The 24,601-nt window shown below is 36.4% G+C and carries 24 protein-coding genes; 11 read left to right on the top strand and 13 right to left on the bottom strand.

All coding sequences use genetic code 11. From position 1 onward, the window contains the following. The first annotated feature begins 227 nt into the window (after positions 1-227). The 5 genes from H7K77_RS05985 (at position 228) to H7K77_RS05965 (ending at position 3,621) form a co-directional block, all read left to right on the top strand. A complete protein-coding gene (locus tag H7K77_RS05985; protein WP_186576821.1) occupies positions 228-806 on the top strand; it encodes a DNA-3-methyladenine glycosylase in 579 nt (192 codons plus the stop codon). Between the two features lie 75 nt (positions 807-881). Continuing rightward, positions 882-1,028, top strand: a complete 147-nt coding sequence (locus tag H7K77_RS05980) for a YfhD family protein (RefSeq protein ID WP_186576820.1) — start codon at positions 882-884, stop codon at positions 1,026-1,028. A gap of 301 nt (positions 1,029-1,329) precedes the next feature. Then, a complete protein-coding gene (gene ectA, locus H7K77_RS05975) occupies positions 1,330-1,842 on the top strand; it encodes a diaminobutyrate acetyltransferase (RefSeq protein ID WP_186576828.1) in 513 nt (170 codons plus the stop codon). 93 nt (positions 1,843-1,935) lie between these two features. Continuing rightward, the gene (gene ectB, locus H7K77_RS05970) at positions 1,936-3,195 is read left to right on the top strand and encodes a diaminobutyrate--2-oxoglutarate transaminase (RefSeq protein ID WP_222599246.1); all 1,260 of its coding nucleotides are present in this window, start codon (positions 1,936-1,938) and stop codon (positions 3,193-3,195) included. 39 nt (positions 3,196-3,234) lie between these two features. Then, positions 3,235-3,621 (top strand): ectoine synthase, encoded by a 387-nt coding sequence (locus tag H7K77_RS05965; RefSeq protein ID WP_186576818.1) that lies wholly within the window; start codon positions 3,235-3,237, stop codon positions 3,619-3,621. Between the two features lie 120 nt (positions 3,622-3,741). Here the strand turns inward: H7K77_RS05965 and mscL are convergent, their stop codons facing one another. Continuing rightward, positions 3,742-4,239 (bottom strand): large conductance mechanosensitive channel protein MscL, encoded by a 498-nt coding sequence (gene mscL / locus H7K77_RS05960; protein ID WP_186576827.1) that lies wholly within the window; start codon positions 4,237-4,239, stop codon positions 3,742-3,744. 137 nt (positions 4,240-4,376) lie between these two features. On the opposite strand from mscL, the gene H7K77_RS05955 reads away from it, so the two are divergent. Then, entirely contained in the window at positions 4,377-4,823 is a 447-nt protein-coding gene (locus H7K77_RS05955) for a YueI family protein (protein ID WP_186576817.1), read from the top strand. A gap of 134 nt (positions 4,824-4,957) precedes the next feature. On the opposite strand, the gene H7K77_RS05950 is transcribed toward H7K77_RS05955, so the two are convergent. The 4 genes from H7K77_RS05950 to H7K77_RS05935 form a co-directional block, all read right to left on the bottom strand. After that, positions 4,958-6,151 (bottom strand): aminotransferase-like domain-containing protein, encoded by a 1,194-nt coding sequence (locus H7K77_RS05950; protein WP_186576816.1) that lies wholly within the window; start codon positions 6,149-6,151, stop codon positions 4,958-4,960. Positions 6,152-6,343: 192 nt separating this feature from the next. Continuing rightward, positions 6,344-7,138, bottom strand: coding sequence for an ABC transporter ATP-binding protein (locus H7K77_RS05945; protein ID WP_186576815.1), 795 nt, complete (start codon positions 7,136-7,138; stop codon positions 6,344-6,346). After that, positions 7,131-8,123 (bottom strand): ABC transporter permease, encoded by a 993-nt coding sequence (locus tag H7K77_RS05940; protein ID WP_186576814.1) that lies wholly within the window; start codon positions 8,121-8,123, stop codon positions 7,131-7,133. The genes H7K77_RS05945 and H7K77_RS05940 overlap by 8 nt, the downstream gene beginning before the upstream one ends. 94 nt (positions 8,124-8,217) lie before the next feature. Further along, positions 8,218-9,261 carry an ABC transporter substrate-binding protein gene (locus H7K77_RS05935; RefSeq protein ID WP_186576813.1) on the bottom strand — a complete coding sequence of 348 codons (1,044 nt, stop codon included), beginning with the start codon at positions 9,259-9,261 and terminating at the stop codon, positions 8,218-8,220. 262 nt (positions 9,262-9,523) lie between these two features. Between H7K77_RS05935 and H7K77_RS05930 the strand changes: the two genes are divergently transcribed. After that, the gene (locus H7K77_RS05930) at positions 9,524-10,648 is read left to right on the top strand and encodes an NAD(P)/FAD-dependent oxidoreductase (protein WP_186576826.1); all 1,125 of its coding nucleotides are present in this window, start codon (positions 9,524-9,526) and stop codon (positions 10,646-10,648) included. A 104-nt stretch (positions 10,649-10,752) separates the two neighbouring features. Here the strand turns inward: H7K77_RS05930 and H7K77_RS05925 are convergent, their stop codons facing one another. Further along, a complete protein-coding gene (locus H7K77_RS05925) occupies positions 10,753-14,208 on the bottom strand; it encodes an SCO7613 C-terminal domain-containing membrane protein (protein ID WP_186576812.1) in 3,456 nt (1,151 codons plus the stop codon). A gap of 144 nt (positions 14,209-14,352) precedes the next feature. Continuing rightward, the gene (ilvD, locus tag H7K77_RS05920) at positions 14,353-16,035 is read right to left on the bottom strand and encodes a dihydroxy-acid dehydratase (protein WP_186576811.1); all 1,683 of its coding nucleotides are present in this window, start codon (positions 16,033-16,035) and stop codon (positions 14,353-14,355) included. A 171-nt stretch (positions 16,036-16,206) separates the two neighbouring features. Between ilvD and H7K77_RS05915 the strand changes: the two genes are divergently transcribed. Then, positions 16,207-16,752, top strand: a complete 546-nt coding sequence (locus H7K77_RS05915) for a M15 family metallopeptidase (RefSeq protein WP_186576810.1) — start codon at positions 16,207-16,209, stop codon at positions 16,750-16,752. A gap of 32 nt (positions 16,753-16,784) precedes the next feature. Here H7K77_RS05915 and H7K77_RS05910 read toward each other — a convergent pair whose 3' ends face one another. From H7K77_RS05910 to H7K77_RS05900, 3 genes are all read right to left on the bottom strand, one after another. Further along, positions 16,785-17,777, bottom strand: coding sequence for an NAD(P)/FAD-dependent oxidoreductase (locus tag H7K77_RS05910; RefSeq protein WP_186576809.1), 993 nt, complete (start codon positions 17,775-17,777; stop codon positions 16,785-16,787). 94 nt (positions 17,778-17,871) lie between these two features. Then, the gene (gene fni, locus H7K77_RS05905) at positions 17,872-18,900 is read right to left on the bottom strand and encodes a type 2 isopentenyl-diphosphate Delta-isomerase (RefSeq protein WP_186576808.1); all 1,029 of its coding nucleotides are present in this window, start codon (positions 18,898-18,900) and stop codon (positions 17,872-17,874) included. A 322-nt stretch (positions 18,901-19,222) separates the two neighbouring features. Beyond that, positions 19,223-19,429 carry a hypothetical protein gene (locus tag H7K77_RS05900; protein WP_186576807.1) on the bottom strand — a complete coding sequence of 69 codons (207 nt, stop codon included), beginning with the start codon at positions 19,427-19,429 and terminating at the stop codon, positions 19,223-19,225. Between the two features lie 129 nt (positions 19,430-19,558). Here H7K77_RS05900 and pepT point away from each other — a divergent pair, with 129 nt between their 5' ends. Further along, positions 19,559-20,788, top strand: a complete 1,230-nt coding sequence (pepT, locus tag H7K77_RS05895; RefSeq protein ID WP_186576806.1) for a peptidase T — start codon at positions 19,559-19,561, stop codon at positions 20,786-20,788. A 256-nt stretch (positions 20,789-21,044) separates the two neighbouring features. Here the strand turns inward: pepT and H7K77_RS05890 are convergent, their stop codons facing one another. Beyond that, positions 21,045-21,206, bottom strand: coding sequence for a hypothetical protein (locus H7K77_RS05890; protein WP_186576805.1), 162 nt, complete (start codon positions 21,204-21,206; stop codon positions 21,045-21,047). 431 nt (positions 21,207-21,637) lie between these two features. Between H7K77_RS05890 and H7K77_RS05885 the strand changes: the two genes are divergently transcribed. Beyond that, positions 21,638-22,174 carry an HD domain-containing protein gene (locus H7K77_RS05885; RefSeq protein ID WP_186576804.1) on the top strand — a complete coding sequence of 179 codons (537 nt, stop codon included), beginning with the start codon at positions 21,638-21,640 and terminating at the stop codon, positions 22,172-22,174. Between the two features lie 184 nt (positions 22,175-22,358). After that, complete coding sequence (locus H7K77_RS05880) at positions 22,359-23,141, top strand: TIGR00266 family protein (protein ID WP_186576803.1); 783 nt, start codon at positions 22,359-22,361, stop codon at positions 23,139-23,141. A gap of 46 nt (positions 23,142-23,187) precedes the next feature. Here the strand turns inward: H7K77_RS05880 and H7K77_RS05875 are convergent, their stop codons facing one another. Both H7K77_RS05875 and H7K77_RS05870 read right to left on the bottom strand, forming a co-directional pair. Continuing rightward, on the bottom strand, positions 23,188-23,427 hold the full coding sequence (locus tag H7K77_RS05875; protein WP_186576802.1) for a MerR family transcriptional regulator: 240 nt from the start codon (positions 23,425-23,427) through the stop codon (positions 23,188-23,190). 33 nt (positions 23,428-23,460) lie between these two features. Further along, positions 23,461-24,195 (bottom strand): exonuclease domain-containing protein, encoded by a 735-nt coding sequence (locus H7K77_RS05870; RefSeq protein ID WP_186576801.1) that lies wholly within the window; start codon positions 24,193-24,195, stop codon positions 23,461-23,463. Positions 24,196-24,601 lie beyond the last annotated feature (406 nt).

The raw sequence follows: 24,601 nt of genomic DNA, 5'->3' as shown, positions 1-24,601 counted from the left end.
GATTAAAGAAATTTCTTACTGGTGATTCTATTGATATTCCGTCATAATCAACCAGTTATTTTTAAGAGTCTTCTTATTTAACCGAAAAGGAATTAATAATAATATAATGTGTAAAATAAAAAAAATTGTTCATAATGGTATAGACTTTTCTAAGTCCTTCTTATACTTATATGGAAGGAAGGCGATTATAACTGTGTATTAATATTACTAATTATCCACCTATTCCGATGAGTTTTTACAAACAACCAACATTAAAACTAGCTCAGTCTCTTCTTGGCTGCTTACTAATAAAGGAAACATCCGAAGGCACAACAATAGGTATGATTGTAGAGACAGAGGCTTATATGGGGCCTGTCGACCAAGCAGCACATAGTTATTTAAATAGAAGAACGAAGCGAACTGAGGTAATGTTTGGTCTTCCAGGATTCACTTATACATACTCCATGCATACACATTGTTTATTTAATGTTGTAAGTGGAAACTCGGAAGTGCCTGAAGCAGTATTGGTTAGAGGAGTAGAACCTTTTTTTAATATGGAATTAATGAAAGAAAGAAGACCTAAGGCAAGAAACATTTCACAAATTTCTAACGGACCTGGTAAATTAACAAAAGCCATGGGTATTACTATGGAAGACTACGGTCACAAGTTAGACGAGAAACCACTATGGATTTCTCACCGCCCCCTTGAATTGCATTTCACAATTGACTCAGGTCCTAGAATAGGTATTGATAATTCTGGGGAAGCCAAGCATTACCCTTGGCGCTTTTGGATAAAAGGTAATAATTTTATCTCTCGGACTAGATAGACTTTAATGAATATAGAATCCTTATTCATTGCATACTAACCTTGATAAGGAAGGATTTATAAAGGAGGTCCACCGATGAATAATAAACAATCTAAAAAACTTGATCCGATTGAAAAAGCAGAAGATGTGGAATTTTCCTATGAGCTTGCAGATTCCGAGGATCTTGAAGCGATGGAAAGAATGAAAAAAGCAGATCAACGAGCAGAGAATCAAAATAAGTAAGAGTAGAAGAGCAGAAGCTTAAAGGCGCTGCTCTTTTTTAAACTTAAAAACTTCAATCATCCATTTAGCATTTTTTTATAATTAATAAAAAAATTACCAGAAATGCTCAAATTGTTAGAAATATTAACAAAATGGTAGCATTTATTAAGTTAAACCATCTTAGTTAGCGAGATCCATGCTTATCACGTTTAAAGCTTGTTAATCACGATAAAGCTCGTTTGCTAATTACGTCCCATCCCCTTAATATAATATATGGAAGACAAACGCGAACCAATTTTCTTATTGAAGGGAGACTAATATTATTAACAGTCAAATTACAACTGCTCCTTCAAGTGGAGTTTCGTTTGAGAAACCTACCGTAGAAGACGGGGCAGCAATGTGGGAATTAGTTAACAACTCTACACTAGATCAAAACTCTGCATATAAGTATATAATGATGTGTGAATACTTTGCAGAAACTTGTGTTGTAGCTAAACAAGATGATGAACTTGTTGGCTTTATCACCGCTTTTATCCCTCCAGAGCGCCAAGATGTAGTATTTATCTGGCAAGTTGGTGTTGATTCTTCTCAACGTGGAAAAGGTATTGCATCAAAAATGCTAAACCATTTAGTCGAGAGAAATGCATGCCAGAATGTTCGTTTCGTTGAAGCAACAGTTACTCCATCTAACCAAGCGTCACAATCATTATTCCGTAAATTAGCAAGAGACCACGAAACGCAATGTACGGTTAGCGAGTTTTTCACTGAAAATTTATTCCCTAGCGATGATCATGAGGAAGAATTGAACTTCCGAGTTGGCCCAATCAATAAATAATTCCGGGTTTAAAGATAGAGATAATTGGTATTAAATATACAAAGTTTATGTGTGTTTAACAAATAAGGAGGAAATTTAAACGTGAGCCAAGATATGAATATATTTAATGACTTAGAATCAGTGGTACGTAGTTATGTTCGAAGCTTTCCAACTATTTTCACAAAAGCTAAAGGTTATAAAATGTGGGATGAAGATGGTAAAGAGTATATCGATTTCTTCTCTGGTGCTGGTGCACTTAACTATGGCCATAATGACGATAAAATGAAAGAAAAATTAATTGAATATATCTCAAGTGATGGTATTACTCATTCACTAGATATGGCTTCTACTGCAAAAGCAGAGTTTTTAAATAAATTTAATGATGTAATTTTAAAGCCACGTAACTTAGACTATAAAGTTATGTTCCCTGGACCTACTGGTACAAATACTGTAGAAAGTGCGCTTAAATTAGCACGTAAAGTAACAGGTAGAACTGATGTTATAAGCTTCACTAATGGATTCCACGGTATGACAATTGGTTCTTTGTCAGTTACAGGGAATTCAATGAAGAGAAAGGGTGCAGGTATCCCTCTTCAAAACGTTGTAACAATGCCTTATGATAACTATGTTGATAACCATGATACATTAGAATACCTAGAGCGTTTCTTAGAAGACAGTGGTAGTGGTGTTGCTATTCCTGCAGCAATGATTATCGAAACAGTTCAAGGTGAAGGCGGAATCAATGCTGCTCGATTCGAATGGATGAAAAAGCTTGAAAGCATCTGTAAACGTTGGGGTATCCTACTAATCGTTGATGATGTGCAAGCTGGTGTTGGTAGAACAGGTACCTTCTTTAGCTTTGAGCCTGCCGGTATCAAACCAGATATCGTTTGTATGTCTAAATCATTAAGTGGTTATGGATTACCATTTGCTGTAACTCTTATCCGTTCAGAGCTGGATATATGGAAGCCAGGTGAGCACAATGGTACATTCCGCGGTAATAACCATGCATTTGTAACAGCAACTGCCTCATTAAGTTATTGGGAAGATGAAAATTTCGAAAAAGAAATTAAGGTTAAGTCTGATATGATTTATAATTTCTTAGAAAAAATGGTAGAAAAATATCCAGAAATTAAAGGAACAGTTAAAGGCCGTGGTTTCATGGTTGGTATTTCTTCCGATGTGGAAGGATTATCTAATAAAATTGCAGCAAAAGCCTTTGAACTTGGTTTAATCATGGAAACATCTGGACCGAAAGATGAAGTATTTAAGCTATTCCCAGCTTTAACTATTGATAAAGAAGGACTTCAAAAAGGGTTCGATATTATTGAAGAAAGTATAAAAGCTGTCGTAAAAGAACCTGTAACTAACTAATTTAAAACCAGATAATAAAAACACAGGAGGAACCGGAAAATGAAAGTAATTTCACTTAAAGATGTAATTGGCACTGAACATGATGTTGACGGAGGAAATTGGGTATCCAGACGCCTTCTCCTTAAAAAAGATGGTATGGGATACACGGTTAACTATACAACAATAAAACCAGGTACTGAGACTCACATTTGGTATCAAAATCATTTAGAATCTGTTTACCTCACGGAAGGTGAAGGAGAAGTAGTCACACTTAGCGACAATAAGGTATGGCCTATTAAGAAAGATGATCTTTATGTATTAGATAAGCACGATGAGCACTTGCTTCGTACTAAAGATGGAATGAGCATGGTTTGTGTGTTCAACCCACCATTAACAGGTAATGAGGTTCATGATGAAAATGGTGTTTACCCAGTAGATGAAGATTAATAAGTCGTTAGGTCCTCAAACAAGAGGGCCTTTTTCATAGAAAAAGAAAGACAGTGAGCATTTTCTTTAATGCTCACTGTCTTTCTTTTATTTTCAGTTTTCTTTTATTTCTTTTACTCATTATTTTATTTTCAAACGCAAATCAGGTTTCTTTTTAACTCGTTCTTCTGGTAATTCCTCTAGATCTGAGGAACAGTTGGGGCATCTAATTGCCTTAGATGGTATTGCCATTCGGCAGTATGGACATTCTTTTTTGGTCATAGAATCAACAGGGTGTTGATCTGGTTTTTTCCAACGATTCATTTGGCGAATAACAAGAAAAATAACAAATACAATAATAAGGAATCTTATAAAGGAAGTAATAAATAAGCCATAGTTTATAGTAGCAGCTCCCATTTCTTGCGCTTCAGCTAAAGTGTTAAAGTCTCCACCACCTAGGGTAATGAATAAGTTTGAGAAATTCATCTTAGCCATAATTACCCCAACTGGTGGCAGTAAAACATCAGAAACTAATGAATCGATAACACTACTAAATGCCGCACCTAACACTAGACCAATCCCAACTTCTGCTGCACTACCTTTTAAAATAAACAAACGAAACTCTTTAAATAAGCCGATTTAAATCAGCCCCTTCTTCATTGTCTGTACATAATATGCGCAACACGGACGGGCTATGCTATTGTTTTATCACTTTAAACTCATATTAAATCCCTTTATAATTAATACTAGGTTAAATGAGATAATGAGGTGAGAAAATGAAAAAGGATGTTGATGATTATTTACAAGAGGGTATATACGGGGCAAAGGAATTAAACCCGGTAGAGAAAAAGGCATATTTAGGTACATACCGAGAGAGAGTCATTATCGCTTTGACGAAGGCACAAGTTATGAAGAAACTTGGATTAACTCAACTACAGTTACTTATAAAAGAATATCCAGATTGCAAACTACTTTTGAATGGAAATGTAGACTATCGATATTTCAAGGCATATAAGAAAATTGCCTCTCAACTTAATATACCATACACATCTGTTACTAATAAAGAAGCAACTACAACGTATGGCATAGTGCTAGCTAATGATGATGCAGTTGATAAGGAAGATATTTTATTACATGAAGAAGAAATAAAGGAATCAGAAAATGAGCAAGAAGAGAAGTCCTTTCTTTCCTCCCTTTTTAATTGGGCTAAAGATGATGATTAGGTAATAATAGACACCCTTAGAATATAGGAAGTGACTTTTATGATATTAGAGCAGAAGCAACCCCCTTATAAGTCTCCTATTAAATAGAGGAGCTAGGAAATCCCCTCCGCTCCTCTGATCACCGATATTACGCTTCACCTTACTGTTTCATATTGGCTTTGTTCTATAACATTAACTAACCTTTCCATTCCGATCTGAATGAGTTCTGGAGTAGAATTTGTAAAATTAAGTCTCATCGTATTTTCTTCCGGGTTTGATACATAAAACGGAGAACCAGGTACAAAGGCTACACCCTGATCAACAGCCGTTGAAAGAAGTTCAGTCGTATTCACATACGATGGCATGTTAACCCAAAAGAACATGCCCCCTTTTGGCGTAATATAGGACAAGTCAGTTCCTTTTACCTTATCCAATAAGTCTTTCATGACATGCATTCGTTCCAAATAAGTATTTCTTATTAACTGTATATGCCCATCCAAATCGAAATCATTTAACAAATGAACGAGTGCATGCTGACTTACTGAATTAGTATGCAGATCAGTTGCCTGTTTCGCCTGTGCCATAATTCTGATTATTTGGTGTGGCCCAACAATCCATCCAATACGCATAGCGGGAACTACTGTTTTTGAAAATGTGCTTGTGTATAAGACAATTTCATTATTATCTAATGATGCAATTGGAGGTGGTGCTGCTTCTTTATCGAATTGAAGATCTCCATATGGATCGTCTTCAAAAATAACAACATGATACTTCTTAGCTAGCTTTAATAGCTTCTTCCTTCTATCTAGGGACCATACCTTACCTCCTGGATTTGAATAAGTAGGTACTACATAAATACACTTTGGCTTTAGGCTAGCAATCTTTTTTTCTAGGTCCTCTTCTATCATCCCCTCGTCATCTGAGTCAACAGCGACAACCCTAGTTTCATAGGATTCAAAAACTTGCAATGCCGCTAAGTAGGTTGGGTTTTCTGTCAAAATTACGTCCCCAGGATTAAACATTACTCTAGAAAATAAATCAATTGCTTGCTGTGAGCCAGATGTAACAAGCACATTATCAGGATGACGTCGTATCCCTTTTCTCGCCATTCTTTCTACTAGCCTTTCTCTTAGTTCTAATACACCCTCTGTTTCTCCATATTGGAGTGCTTTGTTATCAGACGTTATAGCTTTCTGAAAAGCCTGCGATACAGCCTCTACCGGGAATAAACCTTCATCCGGGAGACCACCCGCAAAGGAGATGACATCCCCTTTATTAACCACCTTTAAAATGTCCCGAACTGCTGATGACTTTAAATAACGTACGCGTTGTGAAAACCCATATTTCACAATGTTTCCCACCTTTTGTTTGTTTTTTCTATTTTTATATTATTAAGAAAAGTCAGAAATTAATCGTTAATGTTCATTTATTATAACATGTTTATAACTCATTACAAGCTGTAATTCCTATACATATATGTAAGGTTAAAAGGTAATTACTTTATTTAAAGTAATTACCTTTTATTTAAAATATTAACTAAATTATCCTAGAATAGCCCGATCATTCGCCATTTGTTCGCCACGGATTCGTTGAAATTCATGCAGTAACTTTTCAATCGTTAATTCCTGTTTTTCTTTACCAGAAACCTCAAGAATAATCTGACCTTTATCCATCATGATTAACCTGTTCCCTAAATCCAATGCTTGTTGCATGTTGTGAGTTACCATCAAGGTGGTTAATTGAAATTTATCAACCACTTCTCCAGTAAGATTCGTAATAAGTTCAGCTCTAGATGGATCTAAAGCAGCCGTATGTTCATCCAGTAACAATATATTAGGTTCTGTAAAAGTAGCCATTAATAAGGATAAAGCTTGTCGTTCTCCACCGGATAACAGACCAACCTTCGCTGTTAATCGATTCTCTAACCCGAGGTGTAGTGTTTCTAGAAATTCTATAAATAATAGCTTCCGCTTTTTGTTTACACCTGTTCGAAGGGTACGTCGTTTATTCCTTGCATAGGCCATTGCTAAATTCTCTTCAATTGTCATAGAAGGAGCTGTGCCTGCCATTGGGTCTTGGAAAACACGACCAATAAATGCAGATCGCTTGAATTCAGGGATAGAAGTAACATTTTTATTATCAATTTCCACTATACCTATGTCTGGTTTTAAAGAACCAGATATGACATTCATTAATGTCGATTTCCCTGCCCCATTACTTCCAATAACCGTTACAAAATCACCTTTGTCTAAAGTTAAATCAATATCCTGCAAAGCTTTCTTTTCATCTTGTGTATCTTCATTAAATGTTATCGAAACACTACTAATATTAAGCACTGTGCTCCTCCTTTCTTTGGCTAGCCAACAAAGTACGTTTTCTTTTTTTGCGAACAGCTTCTTTTCTCGCTGACACTACCTTTGGTGCAATTAAAGCAATGATTACTAAAAGGGCAGTTATTAATTTCATATCCCCTGTTTCCAAAAAGTCAGCTCTTAGCGCTAATGTTACTACTATTCGATATGCAATAGCTCCCAATATTACTGCTAAAGTTGTTATAGCAATTGTCCTCGTACCAACCAGAGCTTCTCCAATAATAACGGAAGCAAGACCAATGACAATCATTCCAATCCCCATGTTAACATCGGCGAAACCGCCATACTGCGCAACTAGGGATCCTGATAAAGCAACTAAACCGTTAGAGATACCTAATCCAACGATTGTTAGATTATTGGTATTAGCTGAAAAACTACGAATCATTTTTTCATTATCTCCTGTCGCACGAAGCGCTAATCCCACTTCTGTTTTCAGGAAATAATCTGTAACGAGTTTGATTATAATAGTTATGATTGTCATGATAATCAGCACTGCCCATGTACCAGGTAAGCTATCAACTCCCATACTTTCCACTAAACCATTTAGAGTCTTATCAATTCCTAATCCACCCCAAAAGCCATCTATTTGATTAAATAGGGTTGGTTCATTTAAAAGCGCTAAATTGGGACGACCCATAATTCTTAAATTTATCGAATATAAAGCAATCATCATTAAAATACCAGATAATAATGGGTTAATCTTCCCTTTTGTATTAAGTATGCCTGTTATACTACCTGCAACAAACCCTGCCAACGCTGCAAAGACTGTTGCAAGAATTGGTGGAACTCCATTAACAATGGAAATAGCTCCGACTGCTGCACCTGTAACAAAACTTCCATCTACAGTTAAATCAGGAAAGTCTAATATTCTAAAAGATAAATAGACTCCTAACGCCATTAATGCATAAATTACCCCGGACTCTACTGCTGAGAATATTGAAATGAACATTATGTTCTCCCCTTTGATTAATAGAAAAGAAACCGACAATTAAACCTTATTGGGATAAGTGCCGGTTTATCTTATTAAAATAACTAAACTTCTACTATTCTTTCTTTGTTTCCAATAATTTCGCCTTATCATCCCATTCCGGATTCCATTTAACACCCTGTTCTTCAGCAGCATCTTTATTTATGAAAAGTTGCATTTCTGGTGGAATTTCCACCGGGATCTCGGATGGTTTCTTTTCACCTGTCAAAATATCTACTGCCATCTCACCTGAACGATAGCCAATCGTATAGTAATCTATTCCATATGTTGCAAACCCACCCTTTTCAACAGAGTTTGGTTCCCCAACGATCAGTGGAATATCTTGTTCATTAGCTACACCAATTACAGTTTCCAATGCAGATACAACCGTGTTATCTGTAATAATATAAAGGACATCAGCTTCCCCAACTAGAGTAGTTGCTGCCTGTTGTACTTCTGCTGAGGTTGCAACTGTCCGCTCCACAGTAGATAAGCTCGTTCCATCAACTGCCTCATTAACTGCTTCTATTTGCGTTACAGAATTAGCCTCTCCAGCATTATAAATTAGACCCACTTTTGCACCTTCATAATACGTATCGATAAAATCAACTGTATTCTTAATGGCATCTGGGTGTAAATCAACTACTCCTGTGATATTTTCTCCAGGTTTATCCATTGATTCGACTAAACCGGTGCCCACTGCATCTGTAACTGACGTAAATACAATTGGTATATCTTTCGTTGCCTGAAGTGCACCTTGCGCACTAGGGGTTGAATTAGCAAAGATCAAATCAACATTATCCGCTACGAAGTTCTTTGCAATAATACTTGTGTTATTTTGGTCATTCTGGGCACTTTGAAAGTCATATTCCACTTCCAAACCAGCATCCGCAATCGCTGCCTTGAAACCCTCATACGCCGCATCAAGTGATGGATGTTCTACAATTTGAGTAGCTCCAATTTTATATACTTTTGAATCAGAAGAATCATCCTCCGCTTCTCCCCCACTACCTGAAGTTGAATCAGAGTTCCCTGCACTCTCATCATCTGTACCACATGCCGCTAATACAAAGACACTAATAATTGCTAACAATAATAAAATAAGCCACTTATTTCTCATAACTTCCCCCAATTTCTATTTATTTAAAATATTCTAAACATTTGTCGTACATTATATCACATAATTATGACGACGGGTACATGTTTATACATGTGGTATTTATTAGGGTATTTCTAACAAAGCGGAAAATTACATACATCAGTCATTTCGCGACGTTACGGCACTCTAACGGTTGCAGAACGCAAGGAAATAACCCATTTTCTTGTCTTCTTAATTAAATTCATGCAAACTATAGAAAGGAACACATAAGTAGAGGGGTATTATATTGAAAATAATCGTAATAGGGGCAGGGATTCTAGGCTCGTCTACTGCCTATCATCTAGTAAAATCTGGAGCAGACGTTACACTAATAGACCGTAATGACTTAGGTCAAGCTACCGATGCAGCAGCAGGTATTGTCTGTCCATGGTTATCTCAACGCAGAAATCAAGCATGGTATCAACTTGCCAAAAACGGTGCTAAGTACTATCCGACTTTAATCGACCAGTTAGAATTAGATGGAGAAACAGAAACTGGGTACAAACAGGTTGGAGCTATTAGTATTCGAAATGAACAAGACAAACTAATGAAGATGCAAGAAAGAGCTATCAAACGGAGAGAAGATGCCCCAGAAATTGGAGAAATTAAATTATTGAATGAACAAGAAACAAAGGATATGTTTCCACCACTTGCCGATGGATTTCGCGCTGTTCACATTAGTGGGGCAGCTCGTGTGGATGGCCGAGCTTTACGGAACGCTATGCAGCGTGCTTCCATTAAAAATGGTGCTACTTTTATAAAAGGTGATGCACATCTTGTTCATAATAAAACAAAAGTTACCGGGGTAACCATCAATAAACAGACAATCTATGCAGATATGGTTATCGTTACAACTGGCGTTTGGGCTAACGAAACAATTAAGCAACTGGGGTTAGAATTCCATGTAGAGGCTCAAAAAGCACAAATTGTCCACTTACAGTTACCAGGTGTAGATACTTCAACATGGCCTGTTGTTATGCCTCCAAGTGATCATTATTTATTATCCTTTGCAAATGGCCGAATTGTGGCTGGGGCAACACATGAAAATAACTTAGGTTTAGATTATCGTGTAACTCCAGTTGGATTAAAGGAAGTGTTTGAAAAGGCCTTACATATTGCTCCTGGGTTAGCTAATAGCACTGTTTTAGAAACTCGAGTTGGTTTTCGTCCAGTAACTCCTGGATTCTTACCAGTCTTTGGAGCGATTCCAGAATACCAGGGAATCATGGTTGCTAACGGTTTAGGGTCATCTGGACTAACATCTGGCCCTTACATCGGATCAGAACTTGCCAAATTAGCACTAGGTCAAGAGGTAGATATCGACTCCAGTCTATATCCAGTAGAAGGAGCATTATCTGAATTAAAATAGAGTTTCTATCTGTTATAGAAACTCTATTTATTGTTTCGGGAGTTGGAATAGATTAATTTCAGTTTTCTAAACACCTTATGACATCTAAGATTTTAATTAACCTATTAACTCCATTCCCTTAATTTTGATAATATCCGTTTTAGCTTTTTCTCAAGTTTTATTTCAGACTTCTGTTTTCTCCATTCGTTATAGCTAGCTAATCCAATCAGTAATAAACCAGCTATCAATAGGTATCCCCACCATGGCATGTTACCCCAATATGGTTTAGTTTGATAAATAAGGTTAAACAATAAGGTCCCCACACCGATAAAAAAGTACGATTTTATACGTAACTGCATGCCAACCAATACGGACAGTAACGATAAACTACCAATTAGTAAGGCATCCCCGATCGTATGACCTTGTATAGCATCTATCACTAAATAGATAGTTACTAATAATAAAGAAGCAGTCTGTACATGCGTCATTACCTGCGAATAACCCTTCCATGTTTTCCTGCTTAATATGATCGGAATAAGCAAGAAAGGTAACGCTATTACCTCGGCATGAAATAGTTCTGGTAGATAACCCTCGTACTCCCCATAAATTAAAAAGTAAGCCGGTAATACACTAATGATAGCAACTGTTGTGATAGTCTTGCGTACAATGGATCGTTTTAATCTATTTTTCTGAACTAATAACCATACCGTAAACATTAACGTAGGCAATGCTTCAATCCAAACATTTGTTTCGTGATCCATGAAACTTAGCATGTAGACGAGGTATCCTACAGCAGTGATAGAATACCAATCTAGCTGTATTACTTTCTGATTAAAGTTGTATGGTGATTTAAATAATAATCTACCAATAGCTGTAAGAACTACAAAGGAAATCACACTTATTAGAATCAAGAAATAGTCTTCTAGTAGGTAACGCTGAAGCTCCCAAAATAGGAATGTCACAGATAAAGGTATAATTATACCGAAAGTCCAACTTCGGCGATGCCAGAAAAATAAACTAATCACCACAAACAGAAACACGGGTATTATTTCCATTAACAAGACTGTTTCTTTAATAGTCACAAACATCCATAACCCATAGTTCACAAATGGAATGATATACCACTCCAGCCGTTTTTTCCACGTATCAGTTACGAATAACCAAGCGACCAAGAAGAAAATGCTAGTTATGAACCACCCATACACTCCAGGGATCCGATTCAGTATCTCGTAGTACGCCATATGCGTTGCAGTTATTAGTGCGACCACGGTCATTCCACCATATAATAACAGCTTTTTCTCCCACTCCTTCTGCTTCCATACACTACTATAAATGTATAGTAATAGTGGAATAAACAATAAGACTGGATTTATGGAGGATTGGCCAATTTGATCGAGCAATAATAGTAATATAAAAACTGGTTGGATAATATGTGCAAGCCAGAAGAAATAAGGTTTTAAGTTCGGATTCCGCTTCCCACCCAATCTTTCCACAGCCAACAATAATACTGGAGCGAAAAGTAAATAGATGACTATTGCCTCGAAGCTTTCCAACTGAAAGCTACTAATTAACGAAATATAGAAGGCAAGGGATGTTAAAGAAACAAGTCCCCAGAATAGGCTATATGCTGTTCGACGAACTAACCAAACGAAAACAATAATTCCTATTACTAAAGTAAGCGGCCTTAAAAAGTCTTCATTGATCTGCACATTGTATCCATCCAATAATTGCAATAGTCCTAGTAAGTAACTAACTTGACCTGTATAAAAGGTAGCATTATCTAAGTAATTTCTTTTAAGTTTTCGCCATAAGACACTAATACCTAATAAGATCAATCCTGTTATGGCTAAATGAAAAGCTATACCGAATGTAATTTGGTAGTTTGGTAACTTATCCATTGACCAAGGATACAAAATAAACAATGCCATAAACCAAGTGATTGGATTTAGCCAAGTTGCTACCTGTTGTTCCGTTTTGGATCGTGTTTTTATCACATACAAGGCCAAAAACCCTGCTAATAGTAACATCAAACACACTTCTAGAAATGCTTCCTCTAAGAACCCATATAACATACTGAAAAAAATTGCAGCTAAAGATAAATAATACACACTAACTTGAATGTTTTTTGTGTATTTACGTGCTTTTCCAGTAGCAATAAGTAAAAAACCTAACCCATTAAAAAAGAACATGAACAGCTGTGGACTTAATACATCCACTGCATCAGTAACAATATCAGTTAGTTGTAAACCCGTTGCATATAATAAGAAAATAGCTGCTAACCATTGGAATAGTTGGTTTTTTGTTATTTCAGCTAAGTAAATATAAGTGAAAGTGATAACAAGGTAAGCAGCTAAGAGAACGATCGAACCCTCATCCGCTCTCAGAACTAATCCTTGATAGCTAATATAAATAAAGGCACAGAATGAAATTACAGCACTTGTATAATGAAACATTTTAGATAAAAACGTTTCACTTCTTACTAATTTTGCAAATACTAGATACAGTGCTCCAATAATAGCAAAGATAACTAAATCAATTTCAACCAACCACGAGTTCTCCGTTAATTGATAAGTTCCATAAGCAAACAATGCCGAAAATACGAATTGATATTCCTTTGTGTTATAGGTAAATACCATTCCCATATACAATGCTGCTGTAAGTAAGATGTTAAAGCTGTAGAATAACTCTTGTTCAAATACAAATAACATGAGCAATGTAGATAACACCAAATTTAATTGCGCAAACCTTGGCAGCTCCTTTATAAACAAATCAAGAATCTTTTTCGCCTTAAAGCGATGATACCCAAATAACATCAACCCGTTATATACCATAATAAGTAAGTAAAAGACATCTATGTTCACCTTAGTTGAAGCTACCAAAAAACCAACTAAAAGTGATAAAAATATATAAGTAATCCAAACAAACAACTTCGATTGATGTTTATGTCCAATCCTCATATATAGTGGCAATGGTAGAAGTGTACCAATAATCCCTAGCAGGTATCTCCCCTCTCCAGTTAGTGAAAGGTAAGTACCAAATAATTCAAAGAAACCGATAGCAATGACTGTTATAGGGATGAGCAAACTTCCTAGAGTTAAGAATGCAAATGCCGTTTTCTCTATTTTTAGTAGTTTGCTAGATACAACACTTAAACCAAAGAAGAATAAAGAAACGCCAAATAATGTAAAAACCTTTAATAGTGGACTCATTAACTCCCATGTACTTGTAGCTGCGACTAACCCACCAATCAAAAGAAAAATAACACCTAAAATCAGGCCCCATGTAATATTCCGTTCTCTAGCTTGTTCTGGTGTCTGCGTCTTTGGCTGTGGTTTTGACTGTTTCACTGCTTTTTCCGTCTGTTTTAGGACCTCTGTTTTGCTTTGCTGTTTCGTCTGTTGATGTACTGGTTTAGATATTGCTTCCTTAGTAATTAAGCTTTCCGATTTGTCTTTTTGATATTGCTCATATGCTACCATAAATCGTCTATATTCTTTTTCATTAATATACCCTTGTTTAACTAAGGCACGCATTTCTTTCCAAACTATCTGTTCCTGTTCTCCTCTTGCTAAATCCTTCACTCATCTCACCCCTAACACCACTACTTTTAGTGTAATATTACACTAAAATAACAACCGATTCAACCTGAATTTTCCAATTATCTTTTAATGGCGGCTTTATCAAACATAGTAAAACCCTTGAAGGAATTCCTTCAAGGGTTAAGTTTAATTATTAAAGTAATCCGTTACTGCACCTTTAGAAGAACAAGACACATTATGTGCATACTTTCCTAGGATACCTTTTGTATATAGTGGTGGTGCTTGCCAGTTCTTTCTTCTTTCATCATACTCTTCTTCAGAAATTTCCATCGTTATTTCTTTTAATTCAGAGTCGATCGTAACAAGATCCCCTTCCTGTAAAAAGGCAATTGGTCCACCAACCTGTGCCTCAGGTGCAATGTGTCCAACTACTAAACCATGTGTTCCACCTGAAAATCTTCCATCTGTTAACAACGCCACTTTCTGTCCTAATCCTTTTCCTACTAAGATAGCAGAAATAGAAAGCATTTCTGGCATACCTGGACCACCTTTTGGACCGACATACCGAATGACTAAGACATCCCCCTCATTAATTTCATTATTAACAACAGCGTTCGTTGCTTCTTCCTCTGTATCAAAAACTCTAGCAGGCCCCGTATGACGTTTCACCTTTACACCAGATACTTTGGCAACTGCACCACTCGGAGCAAGATTTCCTTTTAAAATAACAAGTGGACCCGTTGAGCGATATGGCTTGTCAAATGGCAAGATGATTTTTTGTCCTTCTTGAAGCTGAGGTGCATCCGCTAAATTCTCAGCTAACGTTTTCCCTGTCACAGTTAAGCAGTCACCATGCAAATAGCCTGCATCCAAAAGTAACTTCATAACGGCTGGTACGCCACCAATTTTATGTAAATCCTCCATCACGTACTTTCCACTAGGTTTTAAGTCTGCAAGGTGAGGTACTTTCTGTTGGATTCGGTTAAAATCATCAATCGTAAGATCGACATCAATAGAATGAGCTATTGCTAGTAAATGCAATACCGCATTTGTCGATCCACCTAAAGCCATGACTACTGTGATGGCATTTTCAAATGCCTCTTTAGTCATAATATCTTTTGGATAGATACCTGCCTCAAGTAATTTATAAGCAGCTTCTCCAGCTTTGCGGCAATCCTCTGTCTTTTCTTTTGATTCCGCTGGATTAGATGAACTTCCCGGTAGACTCATCCCCATTGCCTCGACTGCAGTTGCCATTGTATTTGCTGTGTACATTCCACCACACGATCCAGCACCTGGACATGCCTGACATTCAATTCCATGTAATTCTTGATCAGTTATATCTCCATTATTATGTTTTCCGACACCTTCAAACACGGAAACAATATCTAGTTTTTCCCCGTTTCGATAACCAGGTGCTATTGTCCCTCCATAGACAAATACAGCTGGTACTTCTGCACGTGAAATAGCAATCATACATCCCGGTATATTTTTATCACAGCCACCAATTGCGACGAAACCATCTAAGTTTTCCGCCCCAACTACTGTTTCAATAGAATCGGCAATAACATCACGACTAGGCAATGAATAACGCATTCCTGATGTTCCCATCGAGATACCATCTGATACAGTAATCGTGTTAAATATTAACGGAACAGCTCCCGCATCTAGGGCACCTTTTTTTGCACTTCTAGCCAAGTCATCAATATGAATGTTACACGGGGTCACCTCACTCCACGTGCTAGCAACACCAATCATCGGTTTTTTAAAATCTTCATCCGTTACCCCTACCGCTCTTAACATAGCACGGTTTGGTGCTCTTCTTGCATCATCAAACACATGACTTTTTATCCGTAAATCCTTATCCATATTAATTCCTCCTGTCACCCTTTCTAACAACTATAATATTTAAATCGATATAGTTCAATGTATTTGATATATTCTGAAAATATAAAAGTTAACTATTTTACCTTTTGTTTTCGTAAATTCTATTATAGTATCAGGATATGAAGATGGATTTTGGTTACCTTATAGGAGATCATGATGAAAAAAGCCTTAAAAAAAATTACTTTGCTACTATTTATTATTATAATGGCGATGCTAATTTTCCAATTTATCGTCAGTAATCAAGTAGAAGATAGTCCCTTACCAACCAAACTGCACCCCACTGTAGCTGAAGCTAAAGATAAACTGATTTCGCAAACCAAAGCTAATGGTATTACTATTATTATTACGGATGGATTTCGGTCAATTGCAGAACAAGATGCCTTATTTGAACAAGGTCGAACAACAGATGGGAACATAGTCACGAATGTTAGGGGTGGTGATTCCTATCATAATTATGGCTTGGCAATAGACTTCGCATTGCAGCTTGAAGATGGTAGTGTTATTTGGGATTTAGAATATGATGGCAATGATAATGGTAAAGCTGATTGGATGGAAGTAGTTGAAATTGCCAAGAAACTTGGATTTACATGGGGTGGAGACTGGGATAATTTTCGGGATTATCCCCACCTACAAATGGATTTCGATTTAAGTATCAGGGCATTAAAACGAGGTAAACGGCCTGATGAAAATACCAATTAAAAAACAACAAAGGGAGAACCCGATGTTGTTTTTTAATTTTTATTACGGTATAGAATCGTACTGTAAACTTGTGAACTCGCCTTTGGCTCTATGTATTTCTTGGCACTATTAATTGCAGTAACCACTTCCGAATAACCTGAAGCAATCAGCATTGTTTTACCTGGATAGATTACGGCATCTCCAGCCGCAAACATCCCTGCCTGACTGGTAACCATAAACTGGTCCACAATTATTCTTCCTTTATCAGACTCAACACCCCACTTGGGAGTTGGAATTGGGTTTAACTGTACGCCGTGGTAAACAAAAATATCCTCTACGGCAAGTTCTTCCTTCTTACCTTGATTATCCTCGATAATAACCTGGTCTACTTTCCCATCCGACCCGATTAATTCGCTTATGGATGTTTCAGTCCTAATCTCTACAGTAGACTGTTGCAGTTTTTTTAATTCTTCTTTTGACGCATGTTGAAAATCCTGATTCGGGTTCACAAGAAATACCGCATTAGCTATGGGCTCTAATGCTAAAGCCCAATCGATACCTACACGATTATTAGAGGATATAAAGACATTTTTACCATCATACTTTTCTAAGTGACTAATAGAGTGGTGGATAGATGATAGCCAATCCTCATTAAACTCCGGCCCGTTTATAGTGAAATTACCCATACCTGTTGCCAGTAGAATTGTTTTAGAATAATGTTCTTTTCCTTCTTTAGAAGTTAACTGAAAATGGCCTTCTTCCTGTCTGTTTATCTCTTCAATCAACTCATTCAATATAATCTTCGGCTGATGTTGATTCGCTTGTTCTTTCATTTTTTCTACTAATTCATCACCAGAAATGTTAGGAAATCCACCAACGTCATAAATTAATTTTTCAGGAAAGAACTGAAGTACTTTTCCACCTAATTCACTATTAGCCTCAATCAATTTCACTTTCATGTCGCGCATACTACTATAAAAGGCAGCAAATAAGCCTGTCGTTCCCCCACCGATTATCGTAATATCATATAGCTCTTTTTGGCTCATTAGTATTCTCCTTCTCCCTCCCCAACTGTGAACTCTGGATTGATCACTGTAGGATTTATAATTTCTTTGAAAACTTGTAAATTTAATGCTTCAGTTAAAAACTAACTAAACGGTCAGTATTGCCTAACTCCTCCATAGACTTTACCCCTATCCCAAACATAACCATCTTCAATTCAAGTTCTCTAATTTCCATTAATTCGGTTAAGGCTTCTGCCGATTCAGTTGCCTCCTTGAGTATAGAACGACCTAACCCTACTATATCCGCACCTAGTGCAATAGCCTTAGCGGCATCCAATCCATTCTTAATTCCACCGCTTGCGATTACTTTCTGATTTGTAATAGTAGATTTTACATCAGTTATGCAATAAGAAGTGGGGTTTCCCCAACTGTTAAAGGCTTCTGCAGCTATCTTTTTAATCGGTTCTTTTGAACGTAGCTTTTCGACTTGACTCCATGATGTTCCACCAGCACCAGCTACATCAATAAATGAAACGCCAACCTCACATAACTGTTTTGCCACAGTTCCATCAATACCGAACCCAACCTCCTTAACACCGACCGGAATATCGAGACCATTACATATAGATGCTATTTTAGGAAGAAGATTTTTAAAGTTAGTATCTCCACCTTGTTGAATTACCTCTTGGATACTGTTTAAATGTAACACTAAAGCATCCGCATTGGTTATGTCTATTATTTGTTTACACTGCTCCAAACCAAATCCATAATTTAGTTGAACAGCTCCAAGGTTGGCAATAATGGGGGTTGTTGGCGCATATTTTCTTACCTGAAAGGAACGGCGATATTCCTTGCTTTCGATTAAAGCACGAGTAGATCCAAGCGCAAACGCCCATCCTCTTTCCTCAGCTGCGGTAGCTAAATTTCGATTAATCGTTTCGGCCAATGCCGCCCCACCAGTCATTGAACTAATCAAGAATGGAGATTGGAGCTGTTTATCAACAAAACTTGTATGCAATGTAATGTCATCAAAACTAATTTCAGGGAGCGCATTATGGATAAAACGATGGCTATCAAATCCTGTATGGATATTTTCACCGGTGACTTGTTCTGTTAAACAGAGCTGAATATGTTCTGACTTCCTCTTTATAATGTCATCTGTCATTCTAAATTTCTCCTTCATTTATCTGTGCAAAAAGACCTTAAAATGCTACGGATATACATAACACTTTCAACAGAATAAAGCGAAGCTCCTTTAGTGTACGAAAGTAAAGGATCGCTAAAGTACAATAAGGATTGATACTGTTAAATCCCTGCTTACTAATGTAGTTTAATTGTTTTTATACTTGTTAGATTAACGTTCATTGTTTGATACTAAAGCATCTATTATTAGTTTATCATAAACAATATAAATTCTTACTACACAACCCTTATCATAGGTTAAATAGTATAAGAAAAGACAAGGATTATCCTTGCCTTCTCTTATACTACAAATTATTTCTTACTTGTTCGATTTCCTTTTCAGCAAAAAATTCATTCGCACTCTCTTTAGCTTTATGCTCATTTACAGAATCCCCTGCATAACGAGTAGTAGTATCATAAGGATGGTCTGTACTTAGATCTGTTCGCACACTAACTTGTTCTAAAGAATTCTCTTTCGTCTTACCCTTAAAATCTTTTTTATTTTCTTCCACGTTAATCACCTCATCAATAGTTTTCACACTTCAGTTATTTTCATTCTAAAGTGATCATTTAGAGTTTTCTCCCTATGTGATTAATATGCTAATATAAGAGTATTACTATTAAATGGAGATGACCAAAACATGAAACAAGAAATTATTGATCGCTTTATTACATACGTAAAAGTAGATACACAGTCCGATGAAAGTAATGAATCCTGCCCCTCCACTGATGGACAGTGGACACTGGCAAATATGTTGGTAGAAGAGTTAAAACAAAATGGGATGTCAGAAGTGACTGTAGACAGTAATGGTTATGTAATGGCAACACTACCGTCAAATACAGATAAGGAAGTACCAACTATAGGATTCTTAGCTCATGTTGATACTGCTACTGATTTTACTGGTGAAGATGTGAAGCCACAAATTGTGGAGAATTATGACGGTAACGACATTATGTTAAATGAAGCTTTACAAGTTGTATTATCTCCTAAAGAATATCCCGAACTAAGTAATTATAAAAATCACACACTAATTACAACAGATGGGACAACCTTGTTAGGTGCTGATAATAAGGCAGGTATTGCTGAAATTATGACAGCAATGGTTTACCTTATTAATCACCCAGAAATCAAACACGGAAAAATCCGCGTTGCTTTTACACCAGATGAAGAAATTGGTCGTGGACCGCATAAATTTGACGTCGAAGCATTTGGAGCAGACTTTGCTTATACAATAGACGGTGGACCACTTGGAGAACTGCAATATGAAAGTTTTAATGCAGCAGCTGCAAGGATTACTTTTAAAGGAAACAATGTACACCCAGGGACAGCAAAAAATAAAATGGTTAACTCCGGAAAAATCGCCATGGCATTTCACAATGAACTTCCCGAACAAGAAGCACCTGAATACACGGAGGAATATGAAGGGTTCTATCATTTAATATCATTCAATGGCGATGTAGAACAAACAAAAGTATATTACATTATTCGTGACCACGACCGTGATAAATTCAATAATAAGAAAGAATTTGTTAATAACCTAGTTAAGAAATACCAAGAACAGTACGGAGCAGAGAATATCATTTTAGACATGAAAGACCAATACTATAATATGGCAGAGAAAATTGTTCCAGTTAAAGAAATTGTAGACACTGCTTATCAAGCGATGAAAAATTTAGATATTGAGCCGATCGTTAAGCCAATCCGCGGCGGCACAGATGGATCTCAACTTTCCTTCATGGGACTTCCTACTCCAAACGTCTTTACGGGAGGAGAAAACTTCCATGGCAAATACGAGTATATTTCAGTAGATAACATGGAGAAAGCTGTTCAGACAATTGTAGAGATAGCTAAATTGTTTGAAGCAAAATAAGATATACACTAAATGGTTAGCTGTTTTTCAGCTAACCATTTTTACTTGTTTGATACCTTAAACATCTGACATATCACTAGTGACAAGTTCGTCTATTTATATCCTTATTGATATTTTTAAAAACCTCACTAGTATTATTATTTGGGTGTTTTGCGGCAATCACCAATAAATGGCATTAAAAAAAGCCCTTTGAGTTAAACTTCAAAGGGCTTATGGAAAAGTCTGCTTTTCTAAAAGAAGGCAGACTATATAATTTTTAATGTTTTACCAAAATTGCTGGATCAATTGCTGCATTTTGTTGATCTAAGTTAATTTCCAAATCATACTTCTTACGACGGGTAGATACCTTTTCTACAAAGGATAAAACCAAAAATGTTAATAGAATAGTTAAAGAAACTAAATACAGTGATGTGACCATATTCAACTATCCCCTTCCCCATAAAATTCTTCATATACTTATGAATACAACTATATAATACCAAATATTATCCTTAAGTAAATATATATTTGATAATTCTTTCATTTTCTTTTGATTTCTTAACATTATTGTCACATACTCAAAATTCACTAACCGTTTTCTATACAAATATTAAGTTTTGGTATCAAGTGAAAATTGGTAACGCTAACAAGGTAAACTTATTTAACCTTCTCTCATACACATGAGATATACGTGCATTTATCAAAAATTATATGCGTAAATAAGTTGACAACACCATTGAATTAAACTGAATATTATGATATTTTATTATGAAATACTTTTTTAAAAACCACCCTAATCTTTTACTCGTTAATATAAGTCAACCTGTTAGGAACATACCTTCAAAATGAATTAAGAAGGAGGAAATTAATATGAGAACTGTAACCTTAGAGACACTTTTTATCCATCCGATAGTACAGAAATACGTAGGTAGATCAGGAATAGCACATGCAATTGAGGTTGCCGAAAAGGCCTTTCATATAGCCAAAAGCACTAATGTTAGCCCTGACCTCGCTACAAAAGCAGCACTCCTTCATGACATAGGTCATTATAAATGGTATGAAAACGGCAAGTGGAATTTTGATTTATATAAAGAAAACGATATCCACGCTATTAAAGGAGCCGCACGCGCCCATAAATTACTAGTCCGTTTAGGAGAAAACTTACAAGATGCCAAAGCAATTGCGTTGGCAATACTCTTGCATACCGACTCCTATTTGCCAGAAGGACATTTGAAGCTTAGTCCACTTCAACAAATTGTCGCTAAGGCTGATGAAGCTGATGAAGAACCACACGGTGCACACCATTATAAAGAAATTGATGCAGAATCTGCTTTAAACAGAATTAGGTTATTAGACCAAAAGATTGATAACCTTTTACAATCAAATGACTTAGAACATACTAGTTAATAACTTCAAATATTTAACCAGCTTAATACAACAGAACTGTTTATTACAGGTCTGTTGTTTCTACCCATGCCCCCAATTAACTCTTCAATTCTGAAAAATTATTACTAACTTTATAAAAAATTGAAGCCTTCTTTAAATTTAAATCGTATCATTAAATAATAACAGAATAAGGAGATGACGTACGTTGAACAATCACGAAATTGACTATAAATTATATGGGGATGACATGCAATTTGTGGAAGTTGAATTAGATCCAGGTGAGACAGTAATTGCAGAAGCTGGTAGTTTGATGATGATGGATGATCAGATTAAAATGGAAACGATTTTTGGTGATGATTCTTCTGGGAAAAGTGGCTTAATGGGGAAATTGATTGGTGCAGGAAAACGCGTTATCACTGGGGAAAGCTTATTTATGACTACCTTTACTAATGAAGGCCATGGGAAGAAGCATGTATCATTTGCCTCACCATATCCTGGTAAAATTTTACCAATGGACTTAAGCGAACTAAACGGGAAAATCATATGTCAAAAGGACGCCTTTTTGGCAGCTGCTAAGGGGGTCGCTGTTGGGATTGAGCTACAACGAAAAATACGTACAGGCTTCTTTGGCGGAGAGGGCTTTATCATGCAAAAGCTTGAAGGGGATGGACTTGCGTTTGTCCATGCAGGTGGAACTATTCATAAACGGGAGTTACAACCTGGGGAAAGACTACGTGTAGATACAGGGTGCCTGGTTGCAATGACTGGTGATGTAGACTATAACATTGAATTTGTAGGTGGAGTTAAAACAGCCCTTTTTGGTGGTGAGGGATTATTCTTTGCAACATTAACAGGACCTGGTACTGTATGGATTCAGTCCCTTCCATTTAGCCGCTTAGCTAGTCGTGTATTTGCTGCTGCACCACAAAAAGGTGGATCAAAGGGTGAAGGTGGTATAGGTGGCTTCTTCGACCTATTTAGTGATTAATTCATCAGTAAAAACCACTAGCACTTTATTCGGCGCTAGTGGTTTTTCAATCCCTTAACATTGCTTTAATCCCAGCAACATTAATACCTTTATCTATAAACTGTTTGATCTGCTTTAATCGATTAATATCCTTCATAGAAAACAACCTTCTATTTCCATCATTCCTTGCTGGGTGTATTAATCCTTGTTCCTCATAGTACCTTATCTGCCTACCAGTAAGGTTTGTCAGCTCTTTTACTACACTCATAGGGAAAGTTGCCACATCATCAGGAATGTCATTCTTCAATTCCTTTCCCCCCTTTTCAATCCAAGAGTACGTTTATTTTAAATTAGCAATATGCGCATACACATCTTTTAAATTGGAGAATCCTAATTCTTTCACTTGTCTAATACTTTTCGACCACAGTTTCGCTGTTGCAATCGAGTCATATAACGCATGGTGCCTTCTCTCAATGGATATACCATAATGATCACAACACTCATCTAATGTGATTAAATTGGATACAGGGTCTATTATTTTAGTAAGAAAAGCGGTATCTATTATACGGTGTTGAAAATTTGTTTTTAGTACTGACCATGTCGCGTGTTTCATAAATTGTTTCTCATGACTGGAATGATGCGCAACAAGAGTATCACTTTTAATGAATTGATAGAAATCTTTCAAAACAGCTCCCATTGGTTCAGCATTTATCAGTTGTTCTTTTGTGATCCCAGTAAGTTTTTCGATTTCTTCAGGAGGGGCTTCTTCACTGTATATGGGTGCATAGAACACATCATCCTCTAAAACACGTTCCCCTTGCATCTTAACGGCACCAATAGACAAAATCTTATCACCCTTATACGGGAAGAATCCAGTTGTTTCAATATCAAAAACTACAACTTCTAATTCATCGAACGGAACCTGTAAGGTATCTTTATTTTTTAGCTCTCTTTGTAGATTTCTAATATAAGCTATTTTACTTGGATCAGACTGACTCGGTAAGGAAGTATAGACGTTTGAATTCAATTTACCCGACATCTGCTTCATAAACTGAATCATTTGATCCATTACCATGCTAAACACTCTTTTTCACTTTTTATCAATATTTCGGTAGAAAAAAGCTTGAAACTATTATTCATCAACTGTTTAAGCTCCTTTTCCTTTAAATATACATACTTATTATTATGCAATAGTACAAAACTCCTACCCATGTGTGTAATAAGTTTTAACATCTCTTGTTAACTACAAATCTATCAACATATTTGCTTTGCCGCAACAAACTTGTAAGATACTATTACAACCTTTTTTATAACAATCAGTTACCAAAGTATTATCTCTAGGCTCTTTGGGCTCTTTTCCCGAACATTGTTGCTTGTATATTGCATAGTTGAGATAAAATACGTAATAACTTCTATAAAACCTTTGGAAACTGCTTGAACTCGTTCCGGCAGAATACTCCGCTTTCCGTGGGCACGGCCTC

Origin of the sequence: Aquibacillus kalidii (assembly GCF_014280935.1) — a bacterium.
GTDB classification, from domain to species: domain Bacteria; phylum Bacillota; class Bacilli; order Bacillales; family Amphibacillaceae; genus Aquibacillus_D; species Aquibacillus_D kalidii.
This window is presented reverse-complemented; position numbering and strand designations above follow the sequence as displayed.